Raw genomic sequence first — 21,030 nt, 5'->3', positions numbered from 1 at the left:
TTGACCAAGCCAAGACGGTTCCATTTTGCAAAAGGAAGTGCGTGTCATGAGTTTCTCGTCTGATCTGTTGGCGCTGCTGGATGACTTGGCACTGCGGTCGCCGGAGGAGGCCAGCTTTGATATCGGCGAGGCGTTTGCCGATTTGCACTGGCAAGAAGCCAGCGCAGCCGAAATCAATTCAGTTGCTGCGGCCTACCTGCCGTTCCTGCATAAGACCGCGACGCGTCTGCGGGCGAGCCTGCGCCAGACTGGATTGCCGCTGAACGAGACTTCGCGTGGTCAGTGGCGCGCGCAGCTTCGTTTATACCGTTATGCCCAGCTCTTGCTGAATCTGGTGGCCACCGCCCTGCATGAACAGGATGATGATCGCAGCGAGTATTTGGTGCGGGTTCATCAGGAACGGGTCGAGTGGTGTATTCGCACGATGCTCGATGGGTATCGGGTGTATGTGGATGTGCCGTCCTCGCTGATGGTGGATTTGCACCAGTTGGTCGATCTGGCGCGCGGGGATCTGGCGCAAGATTATCCCAGTGGTTGGCTGTCGATCCATCGACACTATGTGGCGTTTTTGACCCTGGCAGTGGTGAATCCCTATGGCTTGACGGCCGAGGAGTTGGAAGATGGCTATGAGTGCCTGATTCAACTGGGGGAGTTTATTCATCTGTCGCAGGAGCAGCCCACGCCGACGAGCCGGTTCATCGATCTTTCGGGCAAGATCTTGCCGCATATTGCCCTCACGCCACGCGCCTCGATGGCCGCAGCCGGTGCGTTTCTGGATCTGGGGCGTTTGTACGAACCGACGGCACTGGATGGTCTGCCAACGCCGTGTCGTCTCGTGGTTTATGGCTTGCTCGAGCGCTTGCAGTTTTATTTTTCTGGCCGCACGCCGCGCAACAGCAATGTGTCTGCGTCGAAGCCGGTGCAATCGAGTCTGATCAGTTTGGGGTTCATCAGTGCCCACCACCGGCTGGAGCGTCTGGAATACCCCGATCGACAGGCCGATCTGACACTGTCGCTCGCCGGGCTAGATTGGGAAGGACTGGAACAGCCGATTCGAGGGGGCGTGCAACCGTTGGTTATCGAGCCCGAGTTCAAAATGGACATTCGCACGACCGCGGTGAAAGACGATCTCTCATGGGAGGGGGTACACGGTGCCCCTGAAGCGTCTACCGCTGTCATTCGTCCCGGCGCGGAATGGGATGTCATCAATTTTTCATCCCAGGGGTTCCGTTTTCATTGGCGATTGGCGGGCAATAGCCACGCTGCGGTGGATGATTTGCTGCTGGCCGAATTTCCCCAGGGAACGAGTGATCGCCCCAAATTCGCATTGGGCATCGTGCGCTGGGTGCGGCACATGGATGCGGAGATGAAAACCATCGATATGGGCGTGCAGCGTGTGCCGGGACAGATGTTCGCAGGCTATGCCCGCGATGTGCGCTCGGTCGGCGCAGGCTGGAGTAAAAGTTGGCCAATCATTGTATTGCTGGATGAGCGGCTGCAACCCGTGCGTGCAGTCATTTCGACCGCCTTGGCCGTAGAAGCACACACCTTGCTGGTGGTGCGCGAAGGTCAAGAGTTGCGCCTGCAATTGGGCGCCGTCTGCCAAACGGGGCAAGATTTTTTGATTATGGAGGTTGAGCGTGTCGATGCGTGAACGGGTTAAGGATCGCCCTTTTTCTATTTTGTACCTCTCTCGATCCGTCAATGAGGCGGTGACATTGCGCAGCCAGCTTCGTAACCAGGGGCTTCAGGCCAGCGTGAATCATGCGGTCAGTCTGGAAGATGCCATCGCATCAGCGGCCAAGGCGAGTCCCACCTTGGTTGTAATCGATTTCCCAGGTCATGCCGGGAGTCTGCTGGATCGGATGGCGCATGAGCCGGATGCTCAGGCTGTGTTTGAAGCGCTGCCCAAAATCGTGTTGTGTGACTTGAATGACGACACCCAGATTTTGCCCTTGTACGATTTGGGCGCCGAAGCGGTCGTGACGGCCGAATCCCGGCTGATGCCAGTGCTACTGCGTACCCTAGTCGCCGCACAAACGGCAGAAGCGGCCGAGTCGTATCGCAAACAACTGGCCAGCGCAGAAATGCGCTGTCAAAAACTCATCGATGGTTCTAGCGAGGCGGTGGCTTATCTGCAGGATGGTCTGCATATTTACGGTAACCGTGCCTACCTTGACCTAATGGGGTTTGATTCACTGGACGATTTGTTGGAAGAACCGCTGCTCGACCGCGCGATTGGCGAGAGTGCCGGTCGGCTGAAAACTTTCCTGCGGGAGGAAGAGGGTACCGACGAATTTGAATTGCGCACAGAAGGGGGTGACAAGATCAAGGTGATCATCGCCTCCTCTCGGGCAACCTTCGATGGCGAAGCCTGTTTACAGCTCTTTTTCAGCCGCAAACAGAACACCTCGGCGGAAGTGGAAGAGCAGCTGGAATTTTTCGCCCGGCGCGACCTCTTGACGGGGCTATATAACCGCAACTACTTCTTTGATCAACTGCATGAACGGCTGGAAGCCCTGCGGGATGATGAGACTGAGCAAGGCATATTGCTGATGCTGGACATCACCAATCACGAAGCCTTGAAAAAACTGGTGGGCACCACCGGTGTCGATAGCCTGTTGACCGAATATGGCAAAGAGCTGGAAGCGCTGGTGGGTGGCAGGGGGCTGGTGGCGCGCCACGGGGCCTATTCTTTCCTCATGCTCCTAGGCAAGGCGGATGTCGCGCAGGGTGAGGCTACAGCGAAGAGTCTGCTGAGCTTTACCAAAGACTATATTTTCACGGTCGGGACGATCTCGGCGACCGTGATGGCGGCGATCGGTTTGGTGCTGCTGGACAGTAACTCCCCGCAAAACGGTATGGAACTGGTCGTGCGAGCCGAGCGGGCAGCGAGCAAAGCGGCTGAGCGTGGCACCAACGAGATGGAGTTGTTCAAACCGGATTTGCGGACGGCGTCCGATCAGGAGTTGGAAGAAAGCTGGGCTCGCCGGATCAAGGATGCACTCAAAGAAAACCGCTTCAAACTGGCATTCCAGCCGATTGTGTCGTTGCAAGGGCGGCGAGAGATCAACCGCTATGAAGTGTTCTTGCGGATGTTGGATGATCAAGGCAATGCCTTGCGGCCGTTGGAGTTTTTGAGTCGAGCCGAGCGCGGCGATCTGATGGGCGCGATTGATCGCTGGGTCGTGCTCAACGCCATGAAATTGATCAGCGATGCCCAGCGGCGTGGTGAAAAGATTCGGTTGTATGTCCGTGTCAGCGAGCAGTCGCTGCGTGATAACGATTTTGGTCAGTGGTTGATGAATCGCTTGGCGGGCGTGCGGTTGGAGGAGTCCTCGCTCATCATTCAGGTGCGCGCAGAACTGGCCGGCTATCTCTTGAAACATCTGGAAATGTTGCGCGATACGATTGCGCCGTTGGGATGCAGCCTATTGATCGACGGGTTTGGCGAGGGACCCGATTCATTCCGGTTGCTTGACCATCTCAAGACCCGCGAGATCAAGGTGTCGAGAACATTGTTAGAACGCTTCAGTCAAGAGGCCGCCAATCAGGCCGCAGTGACTAAGCTGCTCAACGAAGCGAATGCCCGCTCGATCGAGGTGATCGTGCCCAATGTGGAAGATCCGGCCACACTGCAGTTGCTCTGGCCGATGGGGGTCGATCTGGTGCAGGGAGATTTCATCCAGAGTCCGCGCGACAGCCTTGAATTTGATTTCAGCCAGTTTTAAGGAGGCGGCATGAGCACAGAGGGCATGAGCGCAGAGGCGTTGGGTGGTGCCTGGGACTGGATTCTCATTGAAGGGCTGGAGTTTGATGCCATTCTCGGCATCTATCCGCATGAACGGGCAGCCGCTCAACCGGTTCAGTTCGATCTGAAACTGGCAGTAGCGCGGGTCGATGGTTCCAAGGCTGACGACATCCAGACAACCGTCGATTACCAGCGGGTGTGTGAAGCGGTGATGAGCATGACACAAATGGGCGCATTCCAGTTGGTGGAAACCCTGGCTCAAGCGGTGACCGATGGACTATTTGCCCGCTTTTCTCTGATCGAGCAAATCGAATGCCGAGTGCTCAAACCCCTGGCCTTGCCTTATGCCCGTGGTGTGGGCATTGCCATCACCCGAGTCCGTCCGCAACCGGCGCCTACGCGGGTTTGATCATGCAGGCTGTGCCAGATTTTTCCTTGCCGGTTCCGGATGCCGAGGATCGGGAGAAAAGCTCGGCGCTGATCCGTCGGTTGAAGGAACGCCTGCAACAGGCACCGATCTCGTTTGAAACTTATATGGCCGAGGTCTTGTATCACCCGCAATGGGGATACTATGGCAGCGGCCAGGTGCAGTTTGGGGCGGTCGGGGATTTTGTCACCGCGCCGGAGCGATCTCCCTTGTTCGCTGCGGGTCTGGTCTATGAATGGCAGCAGATCGCGAGGCAGCATCCTCAGGCTGCTGTCTGCGAAATCGGTGCGGGCTCCGGCCGTTTGGCCATCGATTTTTTGACAACCAGCGCGGCACGCGGCTGCATCCCGGCGCGCTATTTGATTGTCGAAATCAGCCCGGCGCTGCAGAAACGCCAACAGGCGCAGTTGCGAGCCGCCTTGCCCGAGGCACTGTGGCAGCGCGTTGAATGGGTGGATACGCTGGCGGTGCGGCCTTCGGTTTGGCCGGGCGGCATGCTGATTGCGAATGAAGTGCTCGATGCGATGCCCGTGCAGCGTTTTCGCTGGATTCCGGGGCAGGCGAACACGGCTTGTCTGATGGGCGTGGGCTTGCAGGGCGAACGATTTGGCTGGGTGCCCCTAGGGACGCAGCCGGAACTGACGGCAGCGCTGACCGTATATGAACAGGCGTGGCCGGTAGACAGCCTGCCGGATACGCCCATTTGGGCCGAAATCAATCTGGGGCTGGCGGACTGGCTCGCGGCATGGTACTCCGCCCTCGCGGCACCGGCGGAAACCCGGCTATATCTGCTCGATTATGGCGCTGCTGCGCGCGAGCTCTATCGACCGGATCGTCAGGAGGGCACGCTGCGTTGCCATTACCGCCATCGTGCGCATGATGATCCGTTTGTCTATCCCGGTTTGCAGGACATCACCAGTTGGGTGGATTTCACCCGTGCCGCATCATTGGCTGAGACGGCGGGCTTCGTGGTCGATGGCGAGCGCAGTCAGGCAAGCTGGCTTTTGGGCACGGATGTGCCAGACCGGTTTACCGAGATGATGGATGCCGCGAAAGATCGGCGTCAGGCGGCGGCCTTGGCGCAGGGGTTCAAAGAGCTCGTTTTGCCCACGGAAATGGGAGAGCGTTTTCGGGTGCTGCGCTTGACGCGCCCGGCAACCCTATGAAATTCTGAACAAAAATTCTTAAGACACCTATCCTTGTCGTGTTGAAATATCTCCGCCCCAAACGGGAAGCGCTGAATGAATCAGCACTTCTCTAAAAATCGCGCCGTCCTTGTCAGTATCGGGTGATTTTGTCATTCTGCGCGCCATGAACTTTTTTGATAGTCACTGCCATCTCGATAAACTCGATCTCAGCCCGTTTGGCGAGGATTTCGACGCGTTCATGCATGCTGCTTGGCAGGCAGGGGTGCGCCGCATGCTCTGCGTGGCGATTCACCCGGCGCGTTGGGCGGCGATGGCGGATCGGGTCGCGCCGTATTTGTCACCGGCCAGCGAGCGCCCACAGGTTTGGCTCTCCTATGGTATTCATCCGACGGAAGATCCTCAGTTGGGTTGCGATGCCGAGAGTCTGGTTGCGGCAGTGCAGAGCAACCCTAGGCAACAAGCCATTGTGGCAATAGGGGAAACCGGACTCGATTATTTTCGCAGCGGGGTTGCCGAAGCATGGCAGCACGAGCGTTTTCGCGCGCATATTGCCGCGGCGCGGGCGTTGCGTAAGCCGCTTATCATTCATACGCGCGCGGCCGCTGAAGACACCATGCAGGTGCTGGAAAGTGAGGGCGCGCGCGATTGCGGCGGGGTCATGCACTGTTTCGTGGAAGATTGGGCCATCGCGCAGCGGGCGCTGGATCTGGGGTTTTATCTCTCGTTTTCGGGGATTTTGACCTACAAAAACGCCGACGATTTGCGCGCGGTCGCCCAAAAGGCACCGTTGGATCGTCTGCTCATTGAAACGGATGCGCCGTATCTGGCACCGGCACCCCACCGGGGCAAACCCAATACCCCCATTTTCGTCACGCATACGGCGCAGATATTGGCCGATGTGCGGGGCGTATCACTGGCCGAGATTGCCGAAGCCACGACGCAAAATGCCTGTCGCTGGCTGTCATTGCCCTGTGATTCGTGAACGAATTTGCGCTGATCGCCCGCTATTTCAAGCGTCCATGCCCGGATGTGCGTTTGCGTATTGGCATTGGCGATGATTGCGCGGGGATGATGGTTCCACCCGGTGAGATCCTGCTGGTGACCAGCGATGCACTGATTGCGGGGCGACATTTCCCTCTGGACACCGCGCCCTTCGACATCGGCTATAAAGCCCTGGCTGTGAATTTGTCCGATCTGGCGGCGATGGGCGCCAAGCCGCTGGGTTTTACTTTGGCGCTTGCCTTGCCGCAGGCGGATGAAACCTGGCTGAGTGCTTTTGCCGAAGGATTATTCACCTTGGCGGACGAAATGTCGGTGTGCCTGATTGGGGGCGATACCGTACAAAGCCCCTTGCTCAGCTTGACGATTACCGCCCTGGGCAGCGCCCCCGCTGAGCGGGTTTTGCGCCGATCGGCCGCCAAGGTGGGGGATCTCATTGCGGTGACCGGCACGATTGGCGATGCCGGGCTGGGTTTGCGCATCGCACAAAATCCACAGGTTGTGCCGGCCGCTGTGGATGCGCGGGCGCGGGAATTTTTACTGGGACGATTGAACCGTCCCCGCCCGCGGGTGGGCGAGGGGCAACAGCTCGCTGGGTTTGCCCACGCGGCCATCGATATTTCCGATGGTTTGTTGCAGGATTTGTCGCATCTGCTCGAGCAAAGCGCGGTCGGTGCGCGGCTTGATCCCGATGCCTTGCCGCTGTCTGAGGCGGCGCAGGGCTGGCTGGCGGCAGAGCCTTCGTTGAGACAATTGCCGTGGCGTTGTGGCGATGATTACGAGCTGTTGTTCACCGTGCCGCCGGAACGCTGGGCGGACTGTCCGATTCCCGCGACCGTGATCGGCGTCATCGAGGCCGAATCAGGCATGCGCTGGCAAGGTGGTGATGGTGAGGTGGCCGCAATTGCGCCACAGGGGTTTGTTCACTTTGCGAGTCAGCCCGCATGAGTCAGGACAAAAATTCTCCGCGGGCGAATCTATCGGCTCGGGTCTGGCGCGATCCGGTGTTGTGGCTGGCATTCGGGTTCGGTACGGGGCTTGCGCCTAAAGCACCGGGCACTTTCGGTACCTTGCCGGGAATTGCCCTGTTGGCGCTGATTGGCGCTTTGGCTGAGAGTCATTCGGCGCGCTGGGTCGCGGGGCTCGTTGTCGTACTCGGTCTCGCGGGGATATGGCTGTGTGGCGCGGCCAGCCGCCGCCTAGGCGTACACGATCACGGCGGGATTGTCTGGGATGAAATCGTCGGCGTGCTCATTCCATTCGTTTGGCTGCCGATTACGCCAGTCAATCTGCTGCTTGGCTTTGTGTGTTTTCGGCTGTTTGATGTGCTCAAACCCTGGCCGATTCGCTGGGTCGATCAACGGGTGCAGGGCGGCCTCGGCATCATGCTCGATGATATTTTGGCGGGTTTGTTTGCTCTGGGGTTGATGGCGTTGCTCCTCCGATTTATTCCTCACTAAAATCAGGGTTGTTGGAACTTCGTCGGTACCTTTCGGTTCAAAAAACCGTCTCAATGAAGCAGAAGGAGAAAACATCATGAATCGTTCCATTCCTTTGGTTCTGGCGCTGGTGGGTTATACGGCAGCGGGTATGGCTTGGGCGGCGAATCCCGAGCAACCCACGATTCAATCCTTGACGCCCAGTGAAATCTCATCGGGCGCATTGACGCCCCATGAGGCGCAGGGAATTCGTTATGTTTCGGGCGGTATTGGGATCGAAGAGCGAGGCTGGCTTGCCCAGCATGGCCGTGAGTTCAATGTGCATGCCACATTTGCCCTGGCTCAGGGCGGTTCGTTCGTCGCGGATGTGCGCGTGGAGATCAAAGATGCGTCGGGCAAAACCCTGCTCACCACCACCGCAAATGGCCCGAAATTTCTGGCGGCGCTCAAGCCGGGTGCCTATACCCTCGTGGCAACGCATGATGGACAAAGTTTGACCCGGCAGTTCACCGTAGGCGCGAAAGGAACCCAGCAGCTGGGCTTCGGCTTTAAATCTTGAGATTGTGGCCGGGCGGTTCATTCGCCCCGGCTGATCTGAAAAACACAACGGGCACCTAAATCAGAGGTGCCCGTTTGGTTTAAGCTGGCTCGTGACGAGCACTTAGGGTTTGTAAGGACCCGGGTTTGGTTGGGATTGCCACTCGCGTTTGGCCAGCGTTTGCAAGCTGCTAATGAATTCGGCGTATTTGATGGCGCCCGCGTAATCCCCTTTCTCTGCCATCGCGTCGGCTTTCTTGAGCACAGGGTCTTTCGCGGTGGGATTCCACGGCTCAATCCCTTCTTTCTGCAGCGCGCTGACTTCGGCGAGGGTTTTCGCCTTGACGGCGTCGTATTCCGCTTTATCGGCTGCAAAAACTGAGGTGCTGCAAGCGAGCAGGAAGCCAGCAGCAGTCATGAGCGTGAGGCGTTGTGCTTTTTTCATCGGGTGGTTTCTCCGTTATGTTTCCTTTGGTGCCGTTAAACCCTAGCACAGCGCCTTGGCGCTTGCCAGTGTTTGAGCGGGTTAGAGTTTACCCGCCGGACGCCGAACTCTATAATCGGGAAAATTTTTAAGCACGAAAGAGATCCTTATGATCCGTATTGTTGAAGAAGGCTTGACCTTCGATGATGTGTTATTGATCCCTGCGCATTCCACGGTCTTACCGCGCGAAGTTTCTCTGAAAACCCGGTTGACCCGGCGAGTCCATCTGAATGTGCCCTTGGTTTCTGCGGCAATGGACACGGTGACCGAGGCCCGGCTCGCCATTGCACTGGCGCAAGAGGGCGGCATCGGCATCATCCACAAAAATATGCCCGTGGCGGCACAGGCAGACCATGTCCGGCAGGTCAAAAAACACGAATCCGGCGTGATCAAAGACCCGATCACCGTGCCGCCGCAAACCAGCATCCGCGATGTATTGAAACTGACTCGGGAGCGCCGGATCAGTGGGGTTCCGGTGGTCGATGGCAAGGATCTGGTCGGGATCGTCACCAGCCGGGATGTGCGTTTTGAGCGCAATCTGGATCAGCCCGTTCACCGGATCATGACGCCGAAAGAGCGCTTGGTGACGGTGCGTGAAGGCGCCAGCCGGGAAGAAGTCCAGGCCTTGCTGCACAAACATCGCATCGAAAAAGTGCTGGTTGTGAACGATCGATTTGAGCTGTCTGGCATGATCACTGTCAAAGACATCCAGAAATCGACCGATCACCCCAATGCCTCCAAAGATTCACTCGGGCGATTGTTGGTTGGCGCCGCCGTCGGAACCGGGGGCGATACGGAAGAGCGCGTGGCCGCCCTGGTTGCCGCCGGGGTCGATGTGCTGGTCGTCGATACCGCGCACGGCCACAGCCAGGGCGTGCTTGACCGCATTGCCTGGGTCAAGGGTCGCTATCCCGAAGTGGATGTCATTGGCGGCAATATCGCCACCGGCAAAGCGGCGCTGGATCTCGTCGCGGCGGGCGCGGATGCCGTCAAGGTGGGTATTGGCCCCGGATCGATCTGCACCACCCGGATTATCGCCGGGGTCGGCGTACCACAAATTACCGCCATTGCGAATGTGGCCGATGCGCTGAAAGGGACGGATGTGCCGTTGATCGCAGACGGCGGAATCCGCTATTCAGGGGATTTTGCCAAAGCGATTGCGGCGGGGGCGCACACGGTCATGGTCGGGAGCATGTTAGCCGGCACGGAAGAGGCGCCGGGCGAGGTGGAGTTGTATCAAGGCCGTTCCTACAAGGCTTATCGCGGTATGGGCTCCTTGGGCGCGATGCAGCAAGGTTCCAGTGATCGGTATTTTCAGGGGGAATCCACGGCCGAGAAGCTCGTGCCGGAAGGCATCGAAGGCCGTGTGCCCTACAAGGGTTCGCTGGTCGCCATCGTGCACCAGATGCTCGGCGGGCTGCGTTCTTCCATGGGGTATGTGGGGGCCAAAGACATCGATACCATGCGCAAGGTGCCACAATTCGTGCGCATCACCAGCGCGGGGATGCGTGAGTCACATGTGCACGATGTCACGATCACCAAAGAAAGCCCGAACTACCGCATCGACTGATTGAGCATAATCCCTGTTGTGATTCAGCGGCGACCCGAGGGGTCGCGCTTTTGTTTCTGGAATGCCCGTAATGACCCAAGTGAATGATCTTCATGCAGAAAAAATCCTGATTCTGGATTTTGGCTCGCAATATACCCAACTCATTGCCCGGCGCGTGCGCGAATGCGGGGTGTACTGTGAAATCCACTCTTGGGATGTCGATGATGCCTTTGTGCGCGCTTTTGCGCCGCGCGGCATCATCCTCTCGGGCGGGCCTGAATCGGTGATCGATGCAGAGCCACCCGCAGCTCCGCCGGCTGTCTTTACCCTGGGCGTGCCGGTCTTAGGGATTTGCTATGGCATGCAGACCATGGCGGCACAGCTTGGCGGCGTGGTTGAAAACGCCACCCATCGCGAGTTTGGCTACGCTTCGGTACGCGCACGCGGGCATACCGCGTTGCTCAAAAATATCGAAGATCAGGTGACCCCGGAAGGCTACGGCCTGCTCGATGTTTGGATGAGTCACGGGGATCATGTGATTGAAATGCCGACCGGCTTCAAACTCATGGCCTCCAGTGACAACGCGCCCATCGCCGGGATGGCGGATGAAACCCGCCGATTCTATGCCGTCCAGTTTCATCCGGAAGTCACGCACACCCGGCAAGGGCATCGCATTCTGGAACGCTTCGTGCGCGACATCTGCGGCACGCAGGGATTATGGCGTCCCGACTATATCATCGACGATATGTTGGCGCGGGTGCGTGCCCAAGTGGGTACCGATGAGGTCATCTTGGGGCTTTCCGGTGGGGTGGACTCTTCCGTGGTGGCTGCCTTGATGCACCGCGCAATCGGTGATCAACTCACCTGCATTTTTGTGGATAACGGCTTGCTGCGCCTGAATGAAGGCGATCAGGTCATGGCCACTTTCGCGCAACATATGGGCGTGCGGGTCATTCGGATCGATGCCGAGGCGCGGTTTCTGGCAGCATTGGATGGCGTGGCCGACCCCGAACAAAAACGCAAAATCATTGGCCGTGTGTTTGTCGAAATTTTCGAGGAAGAAGCCAACAAACGTGCGAATGCCAAGTGGCTTGCGCAAGGCACGATCTATCCCGATGTCATCGAATCGGCCGGCAGCAAAACCGGCAAGGCGCATGTCATTAAATCGCATCATAATGTCGGTGGGCTGCCGGCACATATGCGCCTGAAACTGCTCGAACCATTGCGCGAACTGTTCAAGGACGAAGTGCGGAAAATCGGCGTTGAGCTTGGGCTGCCGTCGGACATGGTCTATCGCCACCCTTTCCCAGGGCCTGGTCTTGGCGTGCGGATTCTGGGGGAAGTGAAAAAACCCTACGCCGATCTTCTGCGCCGTGCCGATGCGATTTTTATTGAAGAGTTGCGCGCGGCGGGCTGGTACGACAAAACGGCCCAGGCTTTTGCCGTCTTTCTTCCGGTCAAGTCGGTGGGCGTGATGGGCGATGGGCGCCGCTACGATTATGTCGTGGCATTGCGTGCGGTAGAAACCATCGATTTCATGACTGCGCGCTGGGCGCACCTGCCTTATGAGTTTCTTGAACGGGTCTCGTTGAGAATCGTTAATGAAATCAACGGCATATCAAGGGTTGTTTACGATGTGACGGGCAAGCCGCCGGGAACCATCGAGTGGGAATGATCCAGTAAACCGCATCAGGCTAACAGGCTGTTGAAAAACTCTTTTCAACGGCCTGTTAAGGCAAGCCATGGATGGCTTGCACGAAGATCAATCACATTATGTGATTAATCTTCGGAGGCCGTCGCGGACATGTGTCGCGACGCTCTCGAAGGCCGAACCCGCAGGGTCTCCGACAGGGATGTCGGAGAGGCCGAAGAGGAGGGATCAGCCGAGTTGAAAAAGGATAGGAAAGCCCTTTTTCAACATCCTGCTAAGTGAATCCAAGGATGGATGTACTTCAAAAGTTGCCTTGATGCAGCTCCGGTGGGTATTCGATGCCCGTAATCTCCGCCTGAATCCGGATTGTTTGCCCCTCGTCGCCGGGAAGATGCAGGGTGACTTCCGCATCGAGTGATTTGCCGAGCAACGCGCGGGCGAGCGGTGCGTCGATGCTGATGAGCCCAGCGCCGGGGTCGATTTCATCGGCACCGACCAGGCAGACGCATTGCTCCCGATCCTCGTCCGGGTAATACAAGGTGACGCGGGCACCAAAATACACAGTCTGTTGATTTTTCGGCGCTTCCCGGACAACCTTCAGCTCGCCCAAGCGTTTTTGCAAATAGCGGATGCGTCGGTCGATCTCGCGTAGTCGGCGTTTGCCGTAGATGTATTCCGCATTTTCAGAGCGATCGCCCAGCGCAGCGGCCTCGGCTACCGCCTGAACGACTTGCCGCCGTTCGACGCGCCATAGATGATCCAATTCGGCAGTGAGCTTGGCGTGGCCGCGCGCCGAAATGACCGGCGTGCTCATTTTTTGGCGGAATCGGATTTCGCTTGCGTGGCGCTTTTCAGATTGAACAAATCGCCCAGTTTGGCGGTTGCCACGGTTGGTTTTGGGTTGGGATTGATCGTTTGCTCGATGATGCTGACGGCTTGGTTCAAATCGCGCAGGCGGTTTTCACGCAATTCGCCGCCAGCGGCGCCCGGATGCCCGCCGCCCTTGAAGTATTTGGCAGAAATGGCGCCGGCATCCACTCCGGGATTGGCGCGCAGGGACAGTTTGCCGTTGCCGCGTACGCTGATCGCCATGTCCATGATTTTTCTGGTTTCCATCATGTCCATGATCACGCCGCGCCAAACTTCATGCGGCCAACTGTAGAAAATTCCGGTACGAACCCCGTCGATGGTCAGCATCGGTACGGTGGTTTCATCCAGCAGGCGGGCGGACAGAATATGAAATTTATCGTTGAGGGGAATGTCCGGATTGTCTCGTTCGGCATCGTCGATCCGGCCTTGCAAAAAGGCTTTGCGCAGATCGTAGAGTGCCCGTTCGATGGATTCGAGATTTTCGCCGCGCTCGTGGCGTGCAAAGAATTCTTCAATTAAATGAAAGCGGTATTCGCGTTTCATCTCGGATAATGGCGGCGCGAGATGGTCGTCCTGCATCACCAAACCCAGCAGATACAGTGCCTTGCGGAAGAGGGGTTCGTCTTTGAGCCAGCGATCGCCGATGTCCACAAAATCGGCACGCAAAGCGTATTGCGCGCGGCGCGTCTCATCGAAGCGATCCGCCACCGATTCAAACGCTAGCTTGGTCGCGCAGCGTTCGGTATCCAGATGATACCAAGGGTATTTGGCGGCCACTTCCGCCCCGGTCGCGTGGTGATCGAGCAGTTGTACTTGGGTCGGTACCTTGAGTTTTTTGATGCGTTTATCGATTTGATCGGCTTGATCGAGCGTCAGATTCAAATCAGTGAGCAGCAAATTGGCGGGTTGCCCGCGCTCAAGAATCTGCTCGACGATCACATCCATGGCGAGGGGAATATCGCGGTAATCGGCATTGAAACACACCGTGTTCACACCGGCCGCCTTGAGCATGAACTGTGCGCCGTAGCCATCGAGATCGGTGTGCGACAAGTGATAAACGAGGCCGGCTGGATCTTCCGGCGTAAGGAGGCGGGGCGTGGTCATGGTGTTGTGTAAGCTAAAAACGGGCGTGTAGTGTAACAGGGCGCCCGCAAAATGCCGCAGACTCGGCGCTCAGCCAGCAGGCTGGGATTGAGCGCGGGCGGGGGTCAAACGGCGGTTTCTGCCAGGCCACGAATTTTATTGACCATGCCGACTAACCCGGTCGCGCGATTGGCAGACAGATGCGCCTTGAGCCCCAGGGTATCCAGAAAATCGTTGGGGGTTTGGCGGATTTCCTCGGCGGTTTGTTCGTCATAAACGCGAAACAGGAGTGCAATCAACCCTTTGACAATGGTCGCATCACTGGTGCCCTGTAGCTGTAGCCTGCCGTTTTGCCAGGCGTAATCGAACCAGACTTGTGACTGGCAGCCGTGGAATTTGTGTGCCTCATCCTGTTTCTCGGCAGGAAAGGGCGGGAGTTGCTTGCCGAGGTCGATGAGATATTGGTAGCGCTCGGTCCAGTCGGAGAAAAAGGCGAATTCTTCACTGAGCGCCTGAATCCGCCGCTTGGGATCAGCCATGCTGACCTCCGGTCTCCGCTACGCTGAAACTCTCGCCGCAACCACAGCTATCGACCACATTGGGGTTGTGAAAAGTCAGCAGGCGGGACAGGCCATTGACGACATAATCCAGCGTGCTGCCTTTGAGGAATTCGAGGCTGGCTTGATCGCAGATAACCGCTATGCCGTCCTGCTCAAACCACAGATCGTCTGGGTTGAGTGTTTTGGCGAAATCCATGACATAACCGTATCCGGTACAGCCTGATTTTTTCACACCGACCCGTAATCCGAGGGCCGATGGTTCGGTTGCCAGGGTTTTACGCAAATGCTCGATGGCCACCGGGGTTAGCCGAAGACCCTGTTCTGGTGGCAGGGCCTGTGCGCGGGCTTTGGCTGTAAGTGGGTCGAGGTTCATCGGGCGCTTCCTCGGGTCGTTAGCGTGGGGAGGGCGACACATAAATGTGGTCGTCGTGAAGGGCAATATCGTAGCAGGCGATCGGTTCGTACGCGGGCGGGCTGAGGGCCTCACCGCTGCGCAGACAGAACTGGGCATTGTGGTAGGGGCAGGTGAGTAAATCCCCATCCAGCAAGCCTTCATGCAGGGGTAATGCCTGGTGGCTGCACTGATCGGCCACGGCCAGAATCACCCCGTCGGCATTGACGATCAGGATGTCTTCATCCGGCCCGGCGACGACGCGCCGTTCACCGGGCGCCAGTTCGCGTGCGGGACAGACCGGCAGCCAGTGATCGGGATCGAACGCGCGCATCAGAACATCCCCGTGGCGAGTCGGGCGGCTTCCGACATCATCTCTCGATGCCAGGGTGGATCGAATACCAGCTCGACCGCCGCTTCTTCGACTGTGGGAATTTCCATGATGCGTTGATGTGCATCGGAAGCAATCACGCCGCCCATGCCGCAGCCCGGTGCAGTGAGGGTCATATCGACTTCGACGCGCCGCCCGCTGACGGGCAGCGGCAATACCTTGACCCGGTACACCAAGCCCAAATCCACGATATTGATCGGAATTTCGGGATCGAACACGCCCTTGAGCTGTTCCCAGACCATCTGTTCGATGTCGGCATCCGTCGCGTTTTCCGGCACTTCGGGCTTGGGCGGTGGCTCTTTGCCGAGTGCATCGGCGTCTTTGCCTTCAACCCGCAGCAGGTGACCGCGCGCCTTGATGGTAAAACTGCCGCCCAGCGCCTGCATGATTTCGACAGGGGTGTCTTTCGAGGCCAGCACTTTTTGCCCGGAAGGCACCATGATGGCGACACAATCACGGGTCAATCGAACGCGTTCGATGGGTTCCATGGGTTCCTCAACTGAGCATCTGTTGAGCCCGGCGCACGGCACGCACCAAGGACTCGACTTCTTGCAGGGTGTTGTAACAGGTGAACGAGGCGCGAACGGTGCCGCTGCTCGCGCCGAGTTGTTCGAGAATGGGCATCGCGCAATGCTGGCCGGTGCGGACGGCGATTCCTTGGGCATCGAGCAGGGTGCCTATATCGTGTGGGTGAATACCGTCCATCACGAAAGAAACCACCGCCGCCTTGTGCGGTGCCGTGCCAATCAGTCGGACGCCGGGTAGGCCGGCCAGCCCGGCCGTGGCGGCGGCGAGTAATTCCGCTTCATGGCGGGCGATGCCTGTCCAGTCTTGCTGGGCGTGCCAGTCGAGTGCGGCAGCAAGGCCGATGGCGCCTTCGATGTTCGGTGTACCGGCCTCGAATTTGGCGGGGGGCGGGGCATAGCGCACGCCATCAAACCGCACCACTTCGATCATATCGCCGCCGCCTTGATAGGGCGGCAGGGTGTCGAGCCAGGGGCGGCGCGCATAGAGTGCGCCGACGCCACTGGGCGCAAATACCTTATGACCGGAAAAAGCGTAGAAATCACAGCCGATGGCCTGTACATCGACCGGTCCATGCGGTAAACCCTGGGCGCCATCGATCAGGCTGGGAATGCCGTGAGCCCGTGCCAGCGCACAGATTTCCTGGACTGGATTGATCGTGCCAAGGGCGTTGGAGACCTGATTGACCGCGATCAGCCGTGTACGGGGGGTGATCAGGCCGGGCAGGGCGGCGAGATCAAGTTCGCCCTTGGCCGTGGCTGGAATGACTTTGAGCACAATGCCTTGCCGTTCACGCAAGAGGTGCCAGGGCACGATATTGGCGTGGTGTTCGAGGGCGGAAATCAGAATTTCATCGCCCGCCTTCAGCGTTTGCCCAAAGCTCGCGGCCACGAGGTTGATTGCCTCGGTCACGCCGCGCACAAACACGATTTCGTCGAGATTCGCGGCATTCAGGCTTCGCCGGATGCTTTCTCGCGCCGCTTCGTAGCGCTCGGTGGCGCGTGCCGAGAGGCTATGCACGCCGCGATGGATGTTGGCATTGTCGTGCAGATAAAAGTCGCGCACGGCGTCGATCACGCACTGCGGCTTTTGCGTGGTGGCGGCATTGTCGAGATAGACCAGCGGTTGCCCGTGGATGGACTGATGCAGCGCGGGGAATTGCGCGCGCAGGGCGGTGACATCGAACGCGGCAGGCATCAATTCCGCGCTCCGTCGCTGAGTGGCTGCTGAAGCGCGCCGATCTGCGCTGCGAGATAGCCGGTGAGCGCGGGGAGTGGCAGTTTGTCCAGAATTTCCTGCGCAAATCCTGCGATCAACAATTGCCGCGCGGCGGTTTCATTGATGCCCCGGCTCTTGAGGTAATACAGCGCCTCTGGATCAAGCTGGCCGATGGTGGCGCCGTGGCTGCATTTCACATCATCCGCATAGATTTCGAGTTCCGGCTTGGTGTTGATTTCCGCCGTGGGTGAGAGCAACAGATTCCGGCTGTTTTGGTAGGCCTGAATTTTTTGCGCATCCTGTGCCACCAGGATCCGACCTTTGAAAATGCCGCGACCGGATTCGTCCGCGATGATCTGATACCGCTCATCGCTGGTGGTATGCGCCGCGCCATGCGTCAGGCGCGTATGGGTGTCCATGACTTGCTTGCCGCGCGGCATCAGCAGGCCGAACAGATCACAGTGCCCACCGGGGGCGCGAATGTTGACATCGATTTCCCGGCGGATGAGCTGCCCATCGAGCTGGATATTGATGGAAGTAAAACGGGCATCGCGCGGCAGCTCGACAAATTGGCGATCGGTCAGCAGGCGGGCCGAACCGCTCAGCCCTAAGTGGATGTGCGTCAGGGCGCTGTTTTCGCCCTGTTCGACGACCATGACACCGTTACGCCAGCTCGCTTGGTTCGCCGCACCCTGATCGGTTTCCAGCAAGGTGAGTTGGCTATGTGCGCCAAGCTTCAGCAAAATGCGCGGCGAGGAAAACGCGCCGCCGGTCGCCTGCCAGTCGATCCATACGGGCCGATCGAGGACGGTATTCGCCGCCAGCGTCAGCACGATACCCGTGTCGGCGAGCGCCGTATTCAGCGCCAGCAGGGCATCATTGGCATCCGTGGCATCTGGCCGAAAAGCGGCCTGACGAGCGGTTTCGTCGGCGTCAAACAAGGCCGTCACGCGCAAGCCGACCGGGCAATCCTGCGGCAAGGGTTGCAGGATGCCGTCGATAAACCGGATCACCAGCGCATCGGGTAATCCGGCGGCCAGTGTATCTGCTGTGGGGATGGCGCTTGGTGTTTCGGTCGTTGGCCGGAACTGAGTGACGGGACGAAGATTCGTCCAGCGCCATTCTTCATCGCGCAAGGAAGGCAGCCCCCAGGTTTGCGCCTGCGCCATCGCGTGTTGACGCACCGCAATGGGCGCCAACGCGTCGGCGGGGGAGAGATCAGTCAGCCATTGGGGGAGAGGGCTACGACTCGGATTCATGATGCCGCGTCCAGAATCTCCTGGTAGCCCTCGGCTTCCAGTTGCAGCGCCAACGATTTATCGCCGGATTTGATGATGCGTCCTTTGTAGAGAATGTGGACGAAGTCCGGCTCGACATAGCTCAGCAGGCGCTGATAGTGTGTGACCAGCACGATGCCGCGATCTTCCCCCCGCAAGCGGTTGATTCCCTCGGAAACCACTTTCAGGGCATCGATATCCAGCCCCGAATCGGTTTCATCCAGCAAGGCCAGCTTCGGCTGCAACAGCAGCATTTGCAGGATTTCGTTCCGCTTTTTTTCACCGCCGGAAAAGCCGTCGTTCACGCCCCGATGTAAGAAAGCATCATCCATACCCATCGACCGCGTGAGTTCACGGATCTGTTTCATGAACGCAAAGGTGTCGATTTCACCCAGCCCGCGCGCTGCGCGCTGGGCATTGAGCGCTTCCTTGAGCAGGTAAATATTTTTGACGCCGGGAATCTCGACCGGATGCTGAAAGCCGAGCAGCACGCCCGCTGTCGCCCGTTCTTCGGTGGGGAGCGCCAGCAGATCCTGGCCGTCGAACTGAACGCTGCCCTCGGTTACCTCATACCCCTCACGGCCGCCAAGCACCTGACACAGCGTGCTTTTGCCTGAACCGTTCGGCCCCATGATCGCGTGGACTTCGCCGGCATTCACCGTGAGACGGATGCCACGCAGAATCGGTTTGTCGCCAATCGAAGCATGCAGGTTTTTAATTTCTAATAAGCTCATGATATTTCTCTAGTTATTTCCGGTTAGCCGACGGAGCCTTCCAGCGAGACGGCCAGCAAGGCTTGGGCTTCTACCGCGAACTCCATCGGTAATTCGTTGAACACTTCCTTGCAGAATCCATTCACGATCATGTTGGTGGCATTCTCTTCACTGATGCCGCGCGATTGCAGATAGAAAATCTGGTCATCGCTGATTTTCGAGGTGGTGGCTTCGTGCTCGATCTTGGCCGAGGGGTTTTTGACTTCGATATAGGGGAAGGTGTGTGCCCCGTTCCGGTCGCCGATCAGCAAGGCATCACACTGGGTAAAGTTGCGCGCGTCATCGGCGGATTTGCCGACATGCACGAGGCCACGGTAACTGTTTTGCGAGCGCCCGGCGGAAATGCTCTTCGACACGATCGTGCTGCGGGTGCGCTTGCCGAGATGAATCATCTTGGTGCCCGAATCGACTTGCTGGAAATTGTTGCTCACGGCGACCGAGTAGAACTCGCCGACAGAATCATCGCCCCGCAGGATGCAGCTTGGGTATTTCCAGGTAATCGCGGAACCGGCTTCCACCTGGGTCCAAGTGATTTTGCTGCGTGCGCCGCGTGCATCGCCGCGCTTGGTCACGAAGTTGTAAATGCCGCCTTTGCCTTCTTCATCGCCCGGATACCAGTTCTGCACGGTGGAATACTTGATGGTCGCGTCGTCGAGCGCCACCAACTCGACCACGGCGGCATGGAGCTGGTTTTCATCGCGTTGCGGCGCCGTGCAGCCTTCCAGATAGCTCACCTGCGCGCCTTCCTCGGCAATGATCAGCGTGCGTTCGAACTGGCCGGTATTCTTGGCATTGATGCGGAAATAGGTTGACAGCTCCATCGGGCAGCGCACGCCCTTGGGTACGAACACGAAGGAACCATCAGAAAACACGGCGGAATTGAGCGCGGCGTAGTAGTTATCGCCAGCGGGGACGACCGTGCCGAGGTATTGGCGAACCAGATCGGGGTGGTTGTGTACCGCCTCGGAAAACGAACAGAAAATCACCCCCGCCTCGGCCAGCTTTTCCTTGAAGGTGGTGGTGACGGAAACACTGTCGAACACGGCATCGACGGCAACCCCCGCCAGCGCGGCGCGCTCGTGCAGGGGAATGCCCAGTTTTTCGTAGGTCGCGAGCAGTTTGGGGTCAACCTCATCGAGACTTTTCGGCGCATCGTCGCGCGATTTGGGTGCGGCGAAATAAGACAATGCCTGATAGTCGATGGGCGGGTAGTGCACATGCGCCCAAGTCGGCGGGGTCAGGGTCAGCCAATGGCGATACGCCTTCAGTCGCCATTCGAGCAGGAATTCCGGCTCGTTTTTCTTGGCGGAAATCAGCCGGATCACCTCTTCGTTCAAACCGGGGGGAATGATGTCCTGCTCGATGTCGGTGGTAAAGCCGTACTTGTATTCCCGCTGGACGAGTTGCTCGATCTCTTGTGTGTCGCTGATCGGATGGCTGAGGGTGGGATCACTCATGGCAAGCTCCAACGGGGCGTGATTGAGGCAAGGCGAGTAAGCCAGATTGCCTCGGATAATTGGGTGGAAACCAGGTCGGTGACGCCTCACAAGGTGTCAACAGGCGGGCGAGTGTGATGCTGGCCAGCAGGTTGCGCAAATTCTGGTTGAGCACCACCCAGTGCGGTCGGGCAGTGCAGTGCTCTTCTCGCGAGCAATCGGGGTGATCCCCGACGCAACTGGTCATGGCAATCGGCCCGTCGATCGCCTCGATGATTTGGGCAAGGGTGATCTGTTCTGGCGATCGCACCAAGCGATATCCCCCGCCGCGACCCTGTTGCGAGACCAGCAATCCGGCTGCCGACAAGAGTTTCAATAGCTTACCAACGGTTGGCAGCGAGAGTGCCGTGGCCGCCGCCAGCCGCTTGGCATTGCCCTGGGCAATGGGTTGCCGTGCCAGTTCCAGCAAAACGACAATGGCGTAATCACTCATGCGACTGATCTTGAGCACAGCGCCGCGA

The 21,030-nt window shown here is 58.4% G+C and carries 22 protein-coding genes; 10 read left to right on the top strand and 12 right to left on the bottom strand.

All coding sequences use genetic code 11. From position 1 onward, the window contains the following. Positions 1–46: 46 nt before the first annotated feature. The 8 genes from VOI35_RS05340 to VOI35_RS05305 all read left to right on the top strand — a co-directional run bounded on the left by VOI35_RS05340 (position 47) and on the right by VOI35_RS05305 (position 8,323). Positions 47–1,654 (top strand): hypothetical protein, encoded by a 1,608-nt coding sequence (locus tag VOI35_RS05340; RefSeq protein ID WP_407275038.1) that lies wholly within the window; start codon positions 47–49, stop codon positions 1,652–1,654. Continuing rightward, a complete protein-coding gene (locus VOI35_RS05335) occupies positions 1,647–3,731 on the top strand; it encodes an EAL domain-containing protein (protein ID WP_407275037.1) in 2,085 nt (694 codons plus the stop codon). The genes VOI35_RS05340 and VOI35_RS05335 overlap by 8 nt, the downstream gene beginning before the upstream one ends. 9 nt (positions 3,732–3,740) lie before the next feature. Continuing rightward, positions 3,741–4,160: a dihydroneopterin aldolase gene (gene folB, locus VOI35_RS05330; RefSeq protein ID WP_407275036.1), complete on the top strand. Its 420-nt coding sequence runs from the start codon at positions 3,741–3,743 to the stop codon at positions 4,158–4,160. Between the two features lie 2 nt (positions 4,161–4,162). Further along, entirely contained in the window at positions 4,163–5,344 is a 1,182-nt protein-coding gene (locus VOI35_RS05325) for a class I SAM-dependent methyltransferase (RefSeq protein WP_407275035.1), read from the top strand. Positions 5,345–5,489: 145 nt separating this feature from the next. Beyond that, the gene (locus VOI35_RS05320; RefSeq protein WP_407275034.1) at positions 5,490–6,308 is read left to right on the top strand and encodes a TatD family hydrolase; all 819 of its coding nucleotides are present in this window, start codon (positions 5,490–5,492) and stop codon (positions 6,306–6,308) included. After that, a complete protein-coding gene (gene thiL / locus VOI35_RS05315) occupies positions 6,305–7,273 on the top strand; it encodes a thiamine-phosphate kinase (RefSeq protein WP_407275033.1) in 969 nt (322 codons plus the stop codon). Before VOI35_RS05320 ends, thiL begins: the two co-directional genes overlap by 4 nt. Next, a complete protein-coding gene (locus tag VOI35_RS05310; RefSeq protein ID WP_407275032.1) occupies positions 7,270–7,785 on the top strand; it encodes a phosphatidylglycerophosphatase A in 516 nt (171 codons plus the stop codon). Before thiL ends, VOI35_RS05310 begins: the two co-directional genes overlap by 4 nt. Before the next feature lie 76 nt (positions 7,786–7,861). Then, positions 7,862–8,323, top strand: coding sequence for a T9SS type A sorting domain-containing protein (locus VOI35_RS05305; protein ID WP_407275031.1), 462 nt, complete (start codon positions 7,862–7,864; stop codon positions 8,321–8,323). Between the two features lie 102 nt (positions 8,324–8,425). Here the strand turns inward: VOI35_RS05305 and VOI35_RS05300 are convergent, their stop codons facing one another. Beyond that, entirely contained in the window at positions 8,426–8,746 is a 321-nt protein-coding gene (locus VOI35_RS05300; protein WP_407275030.1) for a hypothetical protein, read from the bottom strand. A 151-nt stretch (positions 8,747–8,897) separates the two neighbouring features. Between VOI35_RS05300 and guaB the strand changes: the two genes are divergently transcribed. Together guaB and guaA are read left to right on the top strand one after the other, a co-directional pair. After that, positions 8,898–10,355 (top strand): IMP dehydrogenase, encoded by a 1,458-nt coding sequence (gene guaB / locus VOI35_RS05295; protein ID WP_407276800.1) that lies wholly within the window; start codon positions 8,898–8,900, stop codon positions 10,353–10,355. Between the two features lie 70 nt (positions 10,356–10,425). Further along, the gene (gene guaA, locus VOI35_RS05290) at positions 10,426–12,009 is read left to right on the top strand and encodes a glutamine-hydrolyzing GMP synthase (RefSeq protein WP_407275029.1); all 1,584 of its coding nucleotides are present in this window, start codon (positions 10,426–10,428) and stop codon (positions 12,007–12,009) included. A 277-nt stretch (positions 12,010–12,286) separates the two neighbouring features. Here guaA and greB read toward each other — a convergent pair whose 3' ends face one another. The 11 genes from greB to VOI35_RS05235 form a co-directional block, all read right to left on the bottom strand. Then, positions 12,287–12,799 (bottom strand): transcription elongation factor GreB, encoded by a 513-nt coding sequence (greB, locus tag VOI35_RS05285; RefSeq protein ID WP_407275028.1) that lies wholly within the window; start codon positions 12,797–12,799, stop codon positions 12,287–12,289. Further along, positions 12,796–13,959 (bottom strand): DHHA1 domain-containing protein, encoded by a 1,164-nt coding sequence (locus VOI35_RS05280; RefSeq protein ID WP_407275027.1) that lies wholly within the window; start codon positions 13,957–13,959, stop codon positions 12,796–12,798. Before VOI35_RS05280 ends, greB begins: the two co-directional genes overlap by 4 nt. Positions 13,960–14,063: 104 nt before the next feature. Continuing rightward, positions 14,064–14,477, bottom strand: a complete 414-nt coding sequence (locus VOI35_RS05275) for a SufE family protein (RefSeq protein ID WP_407275026.1) — start codon at positions 14,475–14,477, stop codon at positions 14,064–14,066. Then, positions 14,470–14,871, bottom strand: coding sequence for a HesB/IscA family protein (locus tag VOI35_RS05270; protein WP_407275025.1), 402 nt, complete (start codon positions 14,869–14,871; stop codon positions 14,470–14,472). Before VOI35_RS05270 ends, VOI35_RS05275 begins: the two co-directional genes overlap by 8 nt. Before the next feature lie 19 nt (positions 14,872–14,890). Next, complete coding sequence (locus VOI35_RS05265) at positions 14,891–15,223, bottom strand: Rieske (2Fe-2S) protein (protein ID WP_407275024.1); 333 nt, start codon at positions 15,221–15,223, stop codon at positions 14,891–14,893. Continuing rightward, positions 15,223–15,768, bottom strand: coding sequence for a putative Fe-S cluster assembly protein SufT (gene sufT / locus VOI35_RS05260; protein ID WP_407275023.1), 546 nt, complete (start codon positions 15,766–15,768; stop codon positions 15,223–15,225). Before sufT ends, VOI35_RS05265 begins: the two co-directional genes overlap by 1 nt. A 7-nt stretch (positions 15,769–15,775) precedes the next feature. Further along, positions 15,776–17,002: an aminotransferase class V-fold PLP-dependent enzyme gene (locus VOI35_RS05255; protein WP_407275022.1), complete on the bottom strand. Its 1,227-nt coding sequence runs from the start codon at positions 17,000–17,002 to the stop codon at positions 15,776–15,778. Continuing rightward, positions 17,002–18,282 (bottom strand): Fe-S cluster assembly protein SufD, encoded by a 1,281-nt coding sequence (gene sufD / locus VOI35_RS05250; RefSeq protein ID WP_407275021.1) that lies wholly within the window; start codon positions 18,280–18,282, stop codon positions 17,002–17,004. The genes VOI35_RS05255 and sufD overlap by 1 nt, the downstream gene beginning before the upstream one ends. After that, a complete protein-coding gene (gene sufC / locus VOI35_RS05245; protein ID WP_407275020.1) occupies positions 18,279–19,034 on the bottom strand; it encodes a Fe-S cluster assembly ATPase SufC in 756 nt (251 codons plus the stop codon). The genes sufD and sufC overlap by 4 nt, the downstream gene beginning before the upstream one ends. A 23-nt stretch (positions 19,035–19,057) precedes the next feature. Beyond that, on the bottom strand, positions 19,058–20,530 hold the full coding sequence (gene sufB / locus VOI35_RS05240) for a Fe-S cluster assembly protein SufB (protein WP_407275019.1): 1,473 nt from the start codon (positions 20,528–20,530) through the stop codon (positions 19,058–19,060). After that, positions 20,523–21,020: an SUF system Fe-S cluster assembly regulator gene (locus tag VOI35_RS05235; RefSeq protein ID WP_407275018.1), complete on the bottom strand. Its 498-nt coding sequence runs from the start codon at positions 21,018–21,020 to the stop codon at positions 20,523–20,525. Before VOI35_RS05235 ends, sufB begins: the two co-directional genes overlap by 8 nt. Positions 21,021–21,030 lie beyond the last annotated feature (10 nt).

Origin of the sequence: Halothiobacillus sp. DCM-1 (assembly GCF_045689735.1) — a bacterium.
Classification (GTDB): Bacteria; Pseudomonadota; Gammaproteobacteria; order Halothiobacillales; family Halothiobacillaceae; genus Halothiobacillus.
The sequence above is the reverse complement of the archived record's forward strand: the minus strand, read 5'-3'. Positions and strand labels throughout refer to the sequence as shown.